The organism is Burkholderia sp. AU33423, from assembly GCF_002223135.1.
Taxonomy (GTDB): Bacteria; Pseudomonadota; Gammaproteobacteria; order Burkholderiales; family Burkholderiaceae; genus Burkholderia; species Burkholderia lata_D.
In genome coordinates this window covers 1,641,685-1,656,240 of record NZ_NKFH01000007.1, presented here as the reverse complement: position 1 = coordinate 1,656,240, position 14,556 = coordinate 1,641,685, and the positions used below count along the sequence as shown (strand labels likewise).

9 protein-coding genes are annotated in these 14,556 nt (G+C 67.6%); 2 read left to right on the top strand and 7 right to left on the bottom strand.

Annotated features, from left to right (window positions below):
- Positions 1-84: 84 nt before the first annotated feature.
- Genes CFB50_RS25980 through CFB50_RS25970 form a run of 3 tightly spaced genes read right to left on the bottom strand, consistent with a single transcriptional unit; the run spans position 85 to position 5,884 of the window.
- The gene (locus CFB50_RS25980) at positions 85-1,557 is read right to left on the bottom strand and encodes an efflux transporter outer membrane subunit (protein ID WP_373452971.1); all 1,473 of its coding nucleotides are present in this window, start codon (positions 1,555-1,557) and stop codon (positions 85-87) included.
- Positions 1,551-4,721 carry an efflux RND transporter permease subunit gene (locus CFB50_RS25975; protein WP_089447660.1) on the bottom strand — a complete coding sequence of 1,057 codons (3,171 nt, stop codon included), beginning with the start codon at positions 4,719-4,721 and terminating at the stop codon, positions 1,551-1,553. The genes CFB50_RS25980 and CFB50_RS25975 overlap by 7 nt, the downstream gene beginning before the upstream one ends.
- Complete coding sequence (locus tag CFB50_RS25970; RefSeq protein WP_373452970.1) at positions 4,718-5,884, bottom strand: efflux RND transporter periplasmic adaptor subunit; 1,167 nt, start codon at positions 5,882-5,884, stop codon at positions 4,718-4,720. Before CFB50_RS25970 ends, CFB50_RS25975 begins: the two co-directional genes overlap by 4 nt.
- Positions 5,885-6,326: 442 nt before the next feature.
- Between CFB50_RS25970 and CFB50_RS25965 the strand changes: the two genes are divergently transcribed.
- Complete coding sequence (locus CFB50_RS25965; RefSeq protein ID WP_089447659.1) at positions 6,327-7,052, top strand: TetR/AcrR family transcriptional regulator; 726 nt, start codon at positions 6,327-6,329, stop codon at positions 7,050-7,052.
- Positions 7,053-7,187: 135 nt separating this feature from the next.
- On the opposite strand, the gene CFB50_RS25960 is transcribed toward CFB50_RS25965, so the two are convergent.
- From CFB50_RS25960 to CFB50_RS25945, 4 genes are all read right to left on the bottom strand, one after another.
- Positions 7,188-7,994, bottom strand: coding sequence for an oxidoreductase (locus CFB50_RS25960; protein ID WP_089447658.1), 807 nt, complete (start codon positions 7,992-7,994; stop codon positions 7,188-7,190).
- 37 nt (positions 7,995-8,031) lie between these two features.
- Positions 8,032-11,172, bottom strand: a complete 3,141-nt coding sequence (locus CFB50_RS25955) for an efflux RND transporter permease subunit (protein ID WP_089447657.1) — start codon at positions 11,170-11,172, stop codon at positions 8,032-8,034.
- Positions 11,169-12,287 carry an efflux RND transporter periplasmic adaptor subunit gene (locus CFB50_RS25950; RefSeq protein ID WP_089447656.1) on the bottom strand — a complete coding sequence of 373 codons (1,119 nt, stop codon included), beginning with the start codon at positions 12,285-12,287 and terminating at the stop codon, positions 11,169-11,171. The genes CFB50_RS25955 and CFB50_RS25950 overlap by 4 nt, the downstream gene beginning before the upstream one ends.
- Before the next feature lie 82 nt (positions 12,288-12,369).
- Positions 12,370-12,987, bottom strand: a complete 618-nt coding sequence (locus CFB50_RS25945; RefSeq protein WP_069251585.1) for a TetR/AcrR family transcriptional regulator — start codon at positions 12,985-12,987, stop codon at positions 12,370-12,372.
- Positions 12,988-13,064: 77 nt separating this feature from the next.
- Between CFB50_RS25945 and CFB50_RS25940 the strand changes: the two genes are divergently transcribed.
- Entirely contained in the window at positions 13,065-14,525 is a 1,461-nt protein-coding gene (locus CFB50_RS25940) for an efflux transporter outer membrane subunit (protein ID WP_089447655.1), read from the top strand.
- Positions 14,526-14,556: the final 31 nt, after the last annotated feature.

Below are 14,556 nucleotides of genomic sequence, written 5' to 3'. Positions count from 1 at the left end.
GTGCAATACATCGGGCATCGGGCTTCGAAGTTCGGCCCGGTGCGGCCCGCAGGCACGCGACCGGTCCGTCGACACAAACGGCGGCTATTGCCGGGCCGCGACCGTCGTGCCGGTCTCGGGCGGCAGTTCGCCCATCGCCTGCAGGAGCGCCGCCGTATCGGTCATTCGGCGGCTCGCGGCACGCACCGCATCGAGATCCGCGTTCAGATAGCGCTGCTCGCTCGCCAGTTGCGCAGTCATCGGAACGGCACCCAGCGTGCGGCGCTGCACCGTTTCACGGAAGGCCTCGCCGGCCGCGCGCGCCGCGAGTTCGTTCGCGGCCAGCGCTTGCGCGTCGTTGTCCAGCGCGGCGAGCGAATCCGCGGCATCGCCGAACGCGGACAGCACCGTCGCCTTGTACTGCAGCACCGCCGCGTCGTACGCATCGCGCGACGCCCGCCGGTGAGCCAGCAGGGCGCCACCGTGGAAAATCGGCTGCGACAGCCCGGCGCCGACCGCCCACAGCCCGCCGGCGCCCGACAACAGCGCTGGCCAGCTGAAGCCGCCGCGCCCCATCGTTGCGGTGAGCGACAGACTGGGGAACAACTGCGCGGTCGCTTCGCCGACGTCGGCCGATGCGGCCTTCACGGCTGCCGCGGCCGCGCGAATGTCGGGGCGCGCCTTCAGCAGCTCGGACGGCACGGCGACGGGCACGTGCTCCGGCAGTGACAGCCCGGTGAAAGCGGGGATCGGCGGCGGCGCGTCGGGCGTGCGGCCGAGCAGGATCGCAAGCGCGTGAACGGCACGCGCGCGTTGCTGGCGCAGCGGCGGCAGCGTCGCGGTCAGCGACGCCGCATCTTGGGTCGACGCCAGAGCCTGCACGCGGGACACCGCGCCGAGCGCCTGGCGCTGCTGGTCTTCGAGCGCGGTCGCTTGGGCGACGGCGACCAGGCGTTCGGTCAGCATGATCTGGCGGTCGAGCGCCGCGGCGCCGATGGCCGTGCCGACGATGTTGGCCGCCAGCGCGCGCCGCGCCGCTTCGAGCTCGCAACCGCGTACGTCGACGCGTGCGGCGCTCGCCGCGTTCGCATACCGCGTGGCGCCGAACAGGTCGAAGGTGTAATGCGCCTGCAGTTGCCCGACGAAGACGTTGTAGCGCAGGTTTTGCGCACCTGCGCCGGAAATGTCCGGCGTGCGCGTGCGGGCGACCTGCGCGTTCGCGTCGATCGACGGCAGCGTCGACGCGCCGATCTGCGCGCGCAGTTCCTCCTGCGCGGCGGCGAGCGTCTTTTCCGTCGCGGCCAGTGTCGGGTTCGCGCGCAGGCCTTCGTCGACCAGCGCGTCGAGCGCGCTGGAGCGATACAAGCGCCACCATTGCGGGACGGGGGCGGCGCCGACGTCGAATTGCTGTGTGACACCTGCCGCTTCGACGGTGCGCGGCGCCTGAGGCATCGCGCCGTAGTGTGCCGGCGACGGCATCGCGGGCGGCGTGCTGCTCGGCGCCATGGCACAGCCGCTCAGGCCAAGCGCCGCGCTCGCGGCGAGCACCGATGTGATACGAGGGATTGTCATCAGCATGTCTCCGAGGATGCGACGGTCATTGCGCGCGACTCGCGTTCGTCGCTGCGCACCTTGAAGCAGGTCGCATAGAGGGCCGGCAGGAAAAAGATGGTCAGCACCGTCGCGATCGTGATGCCACCCATCAGCGCCGTGGCCATCGGGCCGAAGAAGCCTGAGCGCAGCAGTGGAATCAGCGCGAGCACGGCTGCGGCGGCGGTCAGCATGATCGGCCGGAAGCGGCGCACGGTTGCGCCCACGATCGCTGCGAAGCGTGGATGCCCGGCCGCGATGTCCTGGTCGATCTGGTCGACCAGGATCACGGAGTTGCGCATGATGATCCCGAACATCGCGATCACGCCGAGCAACGCGACAAAGCCGAACGGCTTGCCGAACAGCAGGAGCGCGGCGACCACGCCGATCAGGCCGAGCGGCGCCGTCAGCACGACGATGAAGGTGCGCGAGAAGCGCTTGAGCTGGATCATCAGCAGCGTCAGCACCGCGATGATCATGATCGGCATCTGCGCATTGATCGAGGTCTGGCCCTTCATGCTTTCCTCGGCCGCGCCGCCGACCTCGATCCGGTAGCCGGCCGGCAGCGACGCGCGCACCGTGGCCAGCGCGGCGTCGATGTCGCGCGTCACGCCGATGCTCGGCGCTTCGCCGCGCACGTCGGCCTGCACGGTGACGGTCGGCTGACGATCGCGTTCCCAGATCACGCCGTACTCGAGCGTGTCGCGCACGTGGCCGATCGCACCGAGCGGCACCGGGCCGTGTGGCGTCGGGATCGCCAGGCCCGAGAGCCTGGACGGATCGATGCGTTCGCTCTTCGGCGCACGCAGGTCGACGTCGATGAGCTTGTCGCGCTCGCGATACTGCGTGACGGTGTAGCCGGACAGGGTCATCGCGAGAAAGCCCGACACGTCTTCCGACGTCACGCCGAGCTGGCGTGCCTTGAGCTGGTCGATCTCGAACGAGACCGACCGCTCGGCCGGCTCGTCCCAGTCGAACTGCACGTTGCGCGTGCGGGCGTCGGCGCGCACCTTGTCCGCCACTTTTTCGGCGATGCCGCGGACGGCGGCGATGTCGTCGCCGCTGACCCGGAACTTGATCGGGAAGCCGACGGGCGGCCCGTTCTCGAGCCGCGCGACGCGGGTGCGCACGGTCGGGAAGCGGCTGGCGAGCGTCGATTCGAGCCAGTGCGACAGCCGGTCGCGCGTCTCGACGTCCTTGGTCGTGATCACGAACTGCGCGAAGTTCGGCTGCTGAAGCTGCTGGTCGAGGGGCAGATAGAAACGCGGCGCGCCGGTGCCGACGAAATCGACCACGTGGTCGATTTCGGGGCGACCGTCGAGCGCCTTTTCGAGCCGTTTCGCCTCGCGCAGGGTCGCCTCTAACGAGGCGCCTTCCGGCAAGCGCATGTCGACGAGCAGTTCGGGCCGCTCCGAATTCGGGAAAAACTGCTGCGGCACGCGCGTGAACGCGGCCATCGCGATCGCGAACAGCACCGCGGTGAGGCCGAGCACCACCCAGCGGCGCTCGATGCAGGCCGAGATCCACCCGGACAGCCGGCGGTAGAAGCCCGTGTCGTACACCTCGTCTCCGTGCGCGTGACCGTCGCGATGCGCCTGCTCGGGCAGCATGTGGTAGCCGAGCAGCGGCACCAGCACGACGGCCGCGAACCACGATACGATCAGCGAGATCGCCGATACCTCGAAAATCGATCGCGTGTATTCGCCGGTGCTCGATTTGGCGAGCGCGATCGGCAGGAAGCCGGATACCGTGACGAGCGTGCCCGTCAGCATCGGGAATGCCGTGCTCGTGTAGGCGAAGGCCGCCGCGCGTGCGCGGCTCCAGCCCTGTTCGAGCTTCACCGCCATCATTTCGACGGCGATGATCGCGTCGTCCACCAGCAGCCCGAGCGCGAGCACCAACGTGCCGAGCGACACCTTGTCCAGACCGATGCCGAACACGTGCATGCACAGTGCCGTCACGGCGAGCACGATCGGAATCGTGATGACGACGACCATCCCGGTACGCAGGCCGAGCGACACGAGGCTGACCACGAGCACGATCGCGACGGCTTCGCCGACCGCTTCGACGAAGTCGTCCACCGAGTGCTTGACGGCATGCGGCATGCTCGACACCGAGGTCAGCTTCAGGCCGGCCGGCAGACCGGCCTGAAGCTCGGCTGCCTTCGCATCGAGCGCCTTGCCGAGGTCGATCACGTCGCCGCCTTTCTGCATCGTGACGCCGATGCCGAGCACGGCATGGCCGTTCGTACGCATCTGCGTGACGGGCGGGTCGTCGTAGCCGCGTGTGATCTTCGCGACGTCGCCGAGCCGAAACGTCCGGTCGTTCACGGTGATCAGCATGTCGGCAAGCGCCTGCGTGTCCTTGAACGCACCGCTCGGCCTCACGAATACGCGATCGTCCGCTGTCGTGATGGTGCCGACCGGCGCGACGGCGTTTTGTGCATCGATGGCCTGCGCGAGCTGCTGCGGCGTGATGGCGAGCCGCGTCAACTGCGCGTTCGAGATCTCGACGAACACGTGCTGGGCCGGGTCGCCGAAGTAGTCGACCTTCGCGACGCCCGGCACGCGCAACAGCGCGGCGCGCAGCCTGTCCGCGTAATCGTGCAACTGCGCCGGCGAGTACCCGTCGCCTTCGAGCGCATAGACGTTGGTATAGACGTCGCCGAATTCGTCGTTGAAGAACGGCCCGACCGTTCCCTTCGGCAGTGTCGAGCGGATATCGCCGACCTTCTTGCGCACCTGATACCAGGTTTCGGGCACCTGGTCGACCGGCGCCGAATCCTTCATCGCGAAGAAAATCATCGATTCGCCGGGGCGCGAGTAGCTCTTGATGTTGTCGACGTACGGCGCGGCCTGGAGCTGGCGGCCGATGCGGTCGGTGATCTGTTCCTGCACTTCGCGCGCCGAGGCGCCCGGCCAGTAGGTCTGGATCACCATGGTGCGGAACGTGAACGGCGGGTCCTCGGATTGCGCGAGCCGCGTATAGCCGATCACGCCGAAGATCGTTGCGAGGCCGATCAGAAAAATCACCAGTTGCTGATGCTTGAGCGCCCACGAGGACAGATTAAAGCGACGGTCGTCGCCCGAGCCGGCTTCGGTTCGCGCATCGTGCGGGCCGTCCGACGGATGTTGACGTTCGGGGGCGTTCATGACGGGAACTCCTCCGGATGCAGCGGTGGCACGGGGCGTACGCGCTCGCCGGAGCTGACCGTATGGACGCCTTGCATCACGACGCGCTCGCCGCTCTCGAGCCCCGACGTAATGGACACCGTGCGCTCGTCGTAGCGTCCGATCGAAACCGGGCGCAGTTCCAGCGTGTCGCTGCCCTTGCGGACGACCCAGACTGCCGGCGTTTCGCCGCGGTGAAAGAGTGCGGTGGCCGGCAGCGTGATCGCGTGGTCGGCGGCGGCTTCGGCGGTACCGTCGAACGTGACGTTGGCGGTCATGCCCGAGCGGACGTCCGGCCCCGGCGCGATCAGCGTCAGCTTCACGCGCCACGTGCGGCTCTGCGGATCGGCCGCTGCCGCGATTTCACGCACGCGTGCGTCGAGGATCTTTCCCGGCAGTGCCGTCAGGCTGACGTGAGCGACGCGGCCGACGGCGAGATCGCGCAGGTCACGCTCCGAGACGTCGCACACGATGTCGAGATCCCCACTCCAGTCGAGGTGAAACACCGCCTGGCCGGACTCGACGTTCTGTCCGGTATTGGCGTCTTCCGACGTGATGACCCCGTCGTGATCGGCGATCAGCGTGGCATAGCGCAGATGATCGTCGGCGAGCGCCATTTGAGCGAGGGCGGAATCGCGTTGCGCGACCGCCGATGCATACGCGTCCTGCGTCGTCTCGAGCTGTGCCGGCGCAATCAGGTTGGCCTGAGCTTGCGCGCGGTCGCGCTCCAGTTGCTGTTTCGCATAGACGGCGCGATGCTCGGCGGCATCGAGCTGCGCACGGGCATTCAGCAGCGTGTTGCGCAGGTCGGCCGGATCGAGCATCGCGAGTGCCTGGCCTGCCTTGACGACGTCGCCGATTCGCACGCGCCGCTCGACGATCTTGCCGCCGACCCGGAACGACAGCGGCGTCGAATATCGTGCCTGGACCTGCGCGGGCAGCACGCGCTGCCCTGCGTCGTTGTCCGCATGAACCGCCAGCGCAACGACCGGTTGCAATTCGGGCGCGGGCGCTTCGTGCGAGTGGCAGGCCGTCAGCAGAATCGCACAGCAGGCGAAAGCGATCGGCGCCCGCTGAACCGGCGGCGCGAGGCGTGTCAGAAACGGGCGCGTTACATTCCGCGCGTCAAGACTGGGTGATTTCACGATGTTTCCAAGACAAGTGAGAGGTCAACTGAAAAAATTCGACGACGATCCTGCTGATAAATCAGTACTCCAATATTTGTGACGCAAATCGTCCGCGTTTCCGGGCTACCGATGCCCATGCACTGCGACGGCCGCCGATCTACCGACGGATCGGTCGCTTCGGCGGCGCGGCCGGTCGACAGAACCGGGCGGCGCCTCACATCGCCGTCGCCTGATGTCCGGACCCGGCGCGCGACGGGATAACGAACCGGCGGCAACGGCTTGCGCAGACCGTGGACGCGCTGGCCTTGCCCGCTGCCGCGCGTCGGACACCGTGTTGGCACAGGAACCCTGCGCTGCGATTTTCGAGATTAGACTCATAACTGATAATATTGTCAAGTATGAGAGGGTGATCTAAGATTGCGGCATGCAGAAAATTCTTACGAACAGGGAAGGCGCGCTCATGGACCGAACGGTCAGGCCCCGTCGTCCGAACGCCTCCGTCGGGGAGGCGGCCCATCGCCAGCCGCGCGGCACGCGCCGCAAGCAGGCGACGCGCATGCGTTTGCTGCAGGCGGCGTTCAGGCTGATGGCGGAAAAGGGGAGGGATAACGTGGCGATCAGCGAGATCACCGAGGCCGCGGATGTGGGGTTCGGCTCGTTCTACTACCACTTCGAATCGAAGGACGGCGTCTTCGCCGCGCTGACGGAGTGGGTGTTCGACGATTTCGCGGACGGGCTCGAGCGTCTCGCGGGCGGCTTGTCGGATCCCGCCGAGGTCGTGTCCGTATGCGTGCGCCACACGCTCATGCGAGCACGCCGGGAGCGCTTATGGGGTCGCTTTCTGATGCGGGAGGGCTTCTCGGCGCGCGCGCTCGATCAAGGGCTGGGCAAGCGTTTGAGGCGGGACAGCGAGCGCGGCATCGCGGCACGCCGTTTTGTTGTCAACGATCCGTTCGTGAGCTTGCTCGCGATGACGGGGACGATTCTCGCGGTGCTCACGGCGGAGGTGTATGCGGCCGACAAGGTCGCGAGCGGAAGCAGGGTGCAGGCGAGCGAGGAGGGTGGTTTTCCGGAGCGTGCCGCTGCGGTGGTATTGCAGACGCTCGGCCTGACGCGCGTCGACGCGCAGGACGTCGCGAATCGCCCGCTACCGCCGGGCGATTTTGCCGCGACGGGCGGCGATTGAGCGGCGGTAGCCGCGGTCGCACGTCGGGACGCCCGGGTGGGGTAACGAGGGCGGCAACGCCACCCTGTTCAGTAGCGAGCATGCCGCCGGACTCCACGCAGCGCGCGGTCCACGATCACATCGTTGCCGACTGCGTCACGCGAGCCGGAATTTTTTCCGCAGGCTCGAATCGACGGGGCCGGCCGGCATGAAGCGCCGCAATTTGCGCAACAGCGACGCCTCACCGGCCGGCGTGCGTCGCATCCGCCATGCGCCGAGCGCTGCGTCGACGATGGTGGCGGCCACCCCGTCGGGATGCGGCGCGGCTTTCACGCTGTCGACGACGGCGCGCGACGCAAGCGTTCGCTCGCGGTCGTACTCGGCGATCGGCGCGCCAGCCTGCGGCGCATTGACGTCCAGGCTGGTCCGCGTAAACGACGGTTCGACCAGCGTCGCGCGAATGCCGAACTGGCGCAGTTCGTGATCCAGCGTTTCGGTCAAACCCTCCACCGCATGTTTGGACGCCGAATAGAGTCCCATATAGGGCGCCGGCAGGAAGCCGAGCACCGAGCTGACATTGACGATCCGGCCGCGCCGTCGTGCCCGCATGTGCGGAAGCACCGCATGGGTCGTACGCAGGATGCTGAAAACGTTGGTGTCGAACAACGCCGCGGCCTCGGTCACGGAGGTTTCCTCCACCGCGCCGATCAGGCTCATGCCCGCATTGTTCACGAGCACGTCGATACGCGCCGCGCGATCGATGATCGCTTGGATACCCGATTGAACGGACGCGTCGTCACGAACGTCCATCTCGATCAACTCGACGCCGGCGACGGGCGCCGTTCGCGCAATGCTGCGCACGGTGCCGAACACGCGGCACCCGCGTTTGGCAAATCGTTCCGCGGCAACGCGCCCGATGCCCGACGACACGCCGGTCACGACGACAACGGTGGAATTCGACATGGCTGCTTCCTTCGATACGGTGAATGGGCTGGCGTAATCAATCGCGCGCGTCCAGCGCGGGCTGAAGTGCGGGCTCGCCCGGCGATGCCGGCTCATGGCCGCCGTGGCGGGCGGCGGCGGAATGCCCGGGCCGGATCCTGAACCAGATCGCGTACATCGCCGGCAGGAACATCAGCGTGAGGACCGTCCCGGCGAACGTGCCGCCGATCAGCGTGTACGCGAGCGTTCCCCAGAACACCGAATGCGTGAGCGGAATGAACGCGAGCACGGCCGCCATGGCGGTCAGGACCACCGGGCGCGCCCGCTGCACGCTCGCTTCGACGACCGCGTGGAACGGATCCAGTCCCGCCTGTTCGTTCTGGTGAATCTGGCCGATCAGGATCAGCGTGTTGCGCATCAGGATCCCTGACAGCGCGATGAGGCCGACCAGCGCATTGATGCCGAACGGCTGCCGGAACAGGATCAGCGTGGGCACCACGCCGATCAAGCCGAGCGGGCTCGTCATGAACACCATCACCATCGCGGAGATCGAGCGCACCTGGAAGATGATGATGACGAGCGTGACCGCCAGCATGATCGGGAACAGCGGCAGCATCGCCTTCGTGGCCTTGCCGGATTCCTCGATGGAGCCGGCTTCCTCGATGCGATAGCCGCCCGGCAGCGCGGCGATGATCGGCTGAAGCTGCTGCGTGATCGCAGCCGACACGTCCGGCGGCTGCAGGCCGTCGGCGATGTCGCCGCGCACCGTGAGCGTCGGCACGCGATCGCGCCAGCGCATGATCGGCTCTTCCATCCGCACGTCGACCTTGCCGACCTGCGACAGCGGGATGCGCTGCCCGTTCGCGCCGGCGAGCGTGAAGTCGTCGAGCCGCGCCGGGTCGAGCCGCGCATCGCCGCCCGACCGCGCGAACACCTGTACGGTTCGGATATCCTCGCGCACCGCGGTGACGGGCACCCCGGTCAGCAGGAACTGCAGCTGCTGCGCGACCGCACTGGACGTCAACCCGACTGCCTGCAGGCGGTCTTGCTGCAACGTAAAGTGCAGCGTCGGCGCGCGCGTGCCCCAGTCGGCATTGACCGTGCGCATCATCGGGCTGCCGTTCATCACACGCTCGACATCGGTCGCGATACCGCGCAGCTTGTCCGGATCGGGGCCCGTGATCCGGTAGGCCACCGGGAACGGCGAATACGGACCGAACACGAGCTGCGTCACGCGCACGCGCGCTTCGGGCGCGAGGCCGTCGGCGATGGCCCGCCGCAGGCGTGCCTTCAACGCGTCGCGCTCGTCCTGGCTGTCGGTGCGCACCACGATCTTCGCGAATGACGGATCGGGCAGTTCCGGCCCCATTGCCAGATAAAAGCGCGGCGCGCCCTGGCCGACGTACGCGGTGACGATCCTCGCTTCCTTCTGCTTCGCGAGCCACGCCTCGACCTTCGACGTGGCGGCGCTCGTTTGCGAAATCGACGTGCCGTACGGCATCTGCACCTCGATCAGCACCTCGGGGCGATCCGAGATCGGGAAAAACTGCTTCTTGACGACCGCCATGCCGAGCATCGCGAGCACGAAGAGGGCGACGACCGAACCGGCGACAAGCCATTTGCGGGCGATCACGCGCGTCAACAATTGCCGGAAGCGGTTGTAGCGGGGCGTGTCGTAGATCGCATCGTGACCGCCTTCGAACTTCTTGAGGTTCGGCAGCATCTTCACGCCGAGGTACGGCGTGAAGGCCACGGCGACGACCCACGATGCGATCAGCGCGATCCCGACGATCCAGAACATGTTGCTGGTGTATTCGCCCGCGGTGGAGCGCGCGAAGCCGTTCGGCATGAAGCCGACCGCGGTGACCAGCGTGCCGGCCAGCATCGGCGCGGCCGTATGGCTCCACGCATACGCCGACGCGGCCACGCGGTCGTAGCCTTCCTCCATCTTCACGACCATCATTTCGATCGCGATGATCGCGTCGTCGACCAGCAGCCCGAGCGCGAGGATCAGCGAGCCGAGCGTGATGCGGTCGAAGTTCTTGCCGGTGGCGGCCATCACGACGAACACCACGGCCAGCGTCAGCGGCACGGCCGCGGCGACGACGAGGCCCACGCGCCAGCCCATGCTGACGAAGCTCACCAGCATCACGACGAGCAGCGCGGCGAAGAACTTGACCATGAACTCGTCGACGGCGGCGCTGATGTTCACGGACTGGTCGGTGACCTTGGTCAGGCTCATGCCGAGCGGCAGCGCGGCGTTGATCGCGCCGACTTCCCGGTCCAGCGCACGGCCGAGGTCGAGCCCGTTCCAGCCGTCGCGCATCACGACCCCGAGCAGCAGCGCGGGTTCGCCGTTGTTGCGGATCATGAACGTCGACGGGTCTTCGTAGCCGCGCTCGACGGTGGCGATGTCCGACAGTTTCAGCGTGCGGCCCTGCGCGACGATCGGCGTGTCGCGAATCTTCTGCAGCTTGTCGAACGCGCCGTCCACGCGAATGAAGATCTCCGGCCCGCGCGTCTCGACGGAGCCGGCCGGCGTCAGCGCGTTTTGTCCGTTGAGCGCCGCGAATACGTCCTGCGGGCTCACGCCGAGCGTCGCGAGCCGGTCGTGCGACAGCTGCACATAGATGCGCTCCGCCTGTTCGCCGATGATGTCGACCTTCTTCACGCCCGGCACATGCAGCAGCCGCTGGCGCTGCGCCTCCGCATCGCGCACCAGCAGGCGCTGCGGTTCGCCCCTGGCCTTCAGCGCGAACAGCGCGAACGTGACGTCCGCGTATTCGTCGTTGACCAGCGGGCCGATCACGCCGGCCGGCAGATCGTTCGCCACGTCGCCGATCTTCTTGCGCGCCTGATAGAACTGCTCCTGCACGTCGGACGGCGGCGTGCTGTCGAGCAACGTCAGCGTCGTGAACGCGAGGCCGGGGCGCGTGTAGGTTTCGCTGCGGTCATACCAGCGCAGCTCCTGCATGCGCTTTTCGATCTTTTCGGCCACCTGGTCGTGCATTTCCTGCGCGGTCGCGCCCGGCCATGCGGTGACGATGGTCATCACCTTGACGGTGAATGCCGGGTCTTCCGCGCGGCCCAGCTTGAAGAACGACACGAGCCCCGCGAGCGAAATCAGGCAGATCAGGAACAGTGTGATCGCGCGCTCGCGCACCGCGAGCGCCGACAGGTTGAAGCGGCGCTCGCTCACGGCCGTACTCCTTCGCGTGCGAGCGTGGCGGCCTGCGCGGCCACGCGGACCGCGTCACCGTCATGCAGCAACTGCGCGCCGAGCGCGACGACCCGGTCGCCTTGCTTGAGTGCGCCGGACACGCGCGCGCTGTCGTCATCCACATGCTCGACCGTGACCGGCCGCCATCCCACCTTGGCAGGCTCGCCGGCGACGACCCACACGCCGGGCCCTTTGCCCCCGTCCAGCAGCGCGCCGATCGGCACCTGCAGGCCGGCTTGCGGCGTCGCGCGTGCGTCGTCCGGTATGCGGATCGTGACGGTCGCGCCCAGCGGCGCGGCGACCAGCGTGCCTTGCAGCACGTAGCGCGCTTCGAACGTGCGCGTTCGCGCATCCGCGGTATCGGAGAGCTGGCGCAGCGTCGCGGGGACACTCGAGCCCGGCTTGCCGAACAACTCGGCCTGCGCCACGGAGCCGACCGCGGGGCGCAGCGTTTCCGGCAACTGGATCACGGCTTCCCGGCTGCCGGCGTGCGCGAGCCGCACGACCGGCTGGCCGGCGCTCACGACCTGGCCGGGCTCCGCGAGCGTGTCCATCACGACGCCGTCGCCGTCCGCGACGAGTTCCGCATAGCCGGTCGCATTGCGCGCGACGCCGGCGTCAGCCTCGGCGGCGCTCAGCTGGGCTTTCGCGGCATCGGCCGCTGCCTTGACCTGGTCATAGGCCGATGCCGAGATGGCGCCGGTGCCGCGCAGGTCGCGGTAGCGCGCTTCGTCCTCGGCGGTCTGCCGCGCACGTGCCCGTGCCGCGGCCACCGCTTCGTCGCGGGCGCGCGCCGCGAGCTTCAGGTCGACGGGATCGATCCGCATCAGCGGCTGGCCGCGCCGGACGGTTTGTCCGGTATCGACGAGTCGCTCCAGCACCTTGCCGGACACCCGGAACCCGAGGTCGCTCTGTACGCGTGCGGCGACGGTTCCGGTAAACGAGCGTGACACGGGCGCGGCTGCCTGCACGATGGCGGTACGCACGAGCGGCGCCTCCGTGCGCGGATCGGAAGGCGCTTTTCCGCTGCAGGCAGCTAGCGCGAGGGGCAGTGCGGAAGCGACTGCGAGGAGAGCGGGGCGACGCCGGACCATGAAAGACCCACTGACGAAGTGATCGGGGCTTTCATTGTGTATCTAGTGACCAAAAGAGTCAATGGTCACAATGAGTGTCGATTCACGGGGCGAGACTGCGGAGCACCAGATTCGACAACTGCGCGGGCGCGGCGTCGGTCGTGTCGAGGTTGTACTGCAGCAGCAGCGGATTCAGGTATGGCCGCATCACGAGGTAGATCGCCGTCGCGGTTTCGTCCAGCGGCGTCTTGCGCTCGAACTCGCCGCTTTGCCGGCCCGCCTGCAGCACCTCCTGCAGCAGTTGCTGCACGCGCGCCTCATAGGCCTGCACCGATTGCCAGTTGCCGGTGGCGGCCGACGCGGCGATGTCGTACAGCTTGCGGTCGCGGAAGAACAGCCGCAGGCTCGCTTCCGTAAAGACCTTGAACATGCGCCGCAGCTTTTCGGTGGGCCGTTCCGCCTCGGCGACGGCGACCCGCACGTCGGTTTCGATTTCGTGCAGGCAGTTCGCGCAGATCATCTCGCCGATCGCCTGTTTCGACTCGAAGAACTTGTAGATATAGGCCTTCGAGAAACCGATGGCCTTCGCGAGATCGGACACGGTCGTCTTTTCGTAGCCGTACCGGCTGAAGTGCTCGGTGGCGGCGGCCACGATCTGGTCCCGCACGTCGTGATCGGCCGGGCCGCGTGCGGGAGCGGGGGAAGCGGTGTTTTCTTTCATGGGTTGCGGCTGGCAGGGATGGACAACGAGTGACTATTTGGTATTATAGTCACAATCTGATCTTTGCTAAAACCGTCATGCTACCGAAACCCATCGTTGCCGCGGTGCTTGCTGCGCTCCTGTCGGCGGGATGCGCCGTCGGTCCCGACTATGTGCGGCCGGACATCGCCATGCCGCAGCGTTTCCAGGGCCAGAACGCCGTGGAGCAGGGGCACGCGGCGGCCGAAGCGGAGCTCGCGACGTGGTGGACGGGCTTCGGCGATCCGCAGTTGACCCGGTTCGTCACGCTCGCGCTCGCGCAGAACCTCGATCTCGCGCAGGCCGCGGCACGCGTCACGCAAGCGCGTGCCGGGCTCGGTGCGGCCAATGCGGCGCTGTTGCCTTCGGGCACTGCGACCGGTCAAGCCGCGCGCGTCTACCAGTCGGTCGAAACGCCGTTGGGGCGCGTGCTGAATTCGACGCCCGGTTTCGACCGTCACGGCAACGACTACGAGGCCGATTTCAACGCGAGCTGGGAACTGGATGTGTTCGGCGGGTTGCGCCGCGGGCGGGAGGCGGCGCTCGCCGACTATCAGGCCTCCGAGGCGGCGGCGGTCGCCACGCGCCTTGCCGTGGCCGCGCAGACGGCGGACATCTACATCACGATTCGCGGGTTGCAGGGCCGGCTGAAGGTCGCGCGACATCAGGTGCAGACCGAACAGGATCTGTTGTCGACCATCAATCTGCTGTATGGAAAGGGGCTCGCGGCTGAGCTTCAGGTCAGGCAGGCCGAAGGCGCGCTCGCTCAGGTGCGCGCAACTGTGCCGGTACTCGAAGCCGCGCTGGACACGGCGATGAATGCGCTCGACGTGATGCTCGGCTCGCAACCCGGAACGTATCGCGCGGAATTGCTCGACGGCGGCGACGTGCCGGTTGCACCGCGGATCGCGGCGACGGGAACGCCAGGCGAACTCCTCAGGCGGCGGCCCGACCTGATCGTCGCCGAGCGGCGCCTTGCGGCGTCGAACGCGCGCATCGGCGCGGCCATTGCCGAGTATTACCCGAAGTTCTCGCTGAGCGGATTGATCGGCAGCGCGACGACGATGGGCGCGGGCAACCTGTTTGCAGCCGGCGCGAACCAGGCTGCCGGCGTGCTCGGCCTGCGCTGGCGTTTGTTCGACTTCGGCCGTATCAATGCGCAGATCGCGCAGGCCAAAGGGCAGGATGCCGAGATGCTTGCTGCGTATCGGCTCGCGGCGCTGCACGCCACCGAGGACGTCGAGAACGCGTTCTCGGCACTCGTCAGGCGCGACGAGCAGGCGGCGGTTCTCGCCGACGGCGTGGATTCGCTCGGCCGCGCGAGGGCCGCGTCGTTCGCGGCGTACCAGAAAGGCGTCGTCAGCCTGATCGAGGTGTTGCAGGCGGACGAGAGCCTGCTGCGTGCATCGGACGAGCGCGTGCAGGCGAAAACCGAAGCGGCTCGGGCGTCGGTGGCTGCGTTCAAGGCGCTCGGTGGAGGATGGCAAGGGGCGGCGTCTGAGGCCGTCGCAAGTCGATAACGGTCGTCTGTACGGATGCCTTGGCGGGGAG

Excerpts from the sequence above, each read along its gene's own strand:
- CFB50_RS25980 (WP_373452971.1), bottom strand. The coding sequence starts at position 1,557 with ATGCTGATGACAATCCCTCGTATCACATCGGTGCTCGCCGCGAGCGCG.
- CFB50_RS25975 (WP_089447660.1), bottom strand. The coding sequence starts at position 4,721 with ATGAACGCCCCCGAACGTCAACATCCGTCGGACGGCCCGCACGATGCG.
- CFB50_RS25965 (WP_089447659.1), top strand. The coding sequence starts at position 6,327 with ATGGACCGAACGGTCAGGCCCCGTCGTCCGAACGCCTCCGTCGGGGAG.
- CFB50_RS25960 (WP_089447658.1), bottom strand. The coding sequence starts at position 7,994 with ATGTCGAATTCCACCGTTGTCGTCGTGACCGGCGTGTCGTCGGGCATC.
- CFB50_RS25950 (WP_089447656.1), bottom strand. The coding sequence starts at position 12,287 with ATGGTCCGGCGTCGCCCCGCTCTCCTCGCAGTCGCTTCCGCACTGCCC.
- CFB50_RS25945 (WP_069251585.1), bottom strand. The coding sequence starts at position 12,987 with ATGAAAGAAAACACCGCTTCCCCCGCTCCCGCACGCGGCCCGGCCGAT.
- CFB50_RS25940 (WP_089447655.1), top strand. The coding sequence starts at position 13,065 with ATGCTACCGAAACCCATCGTTGCCGCGGTGCTTGCTGCGCTCCTGTCG.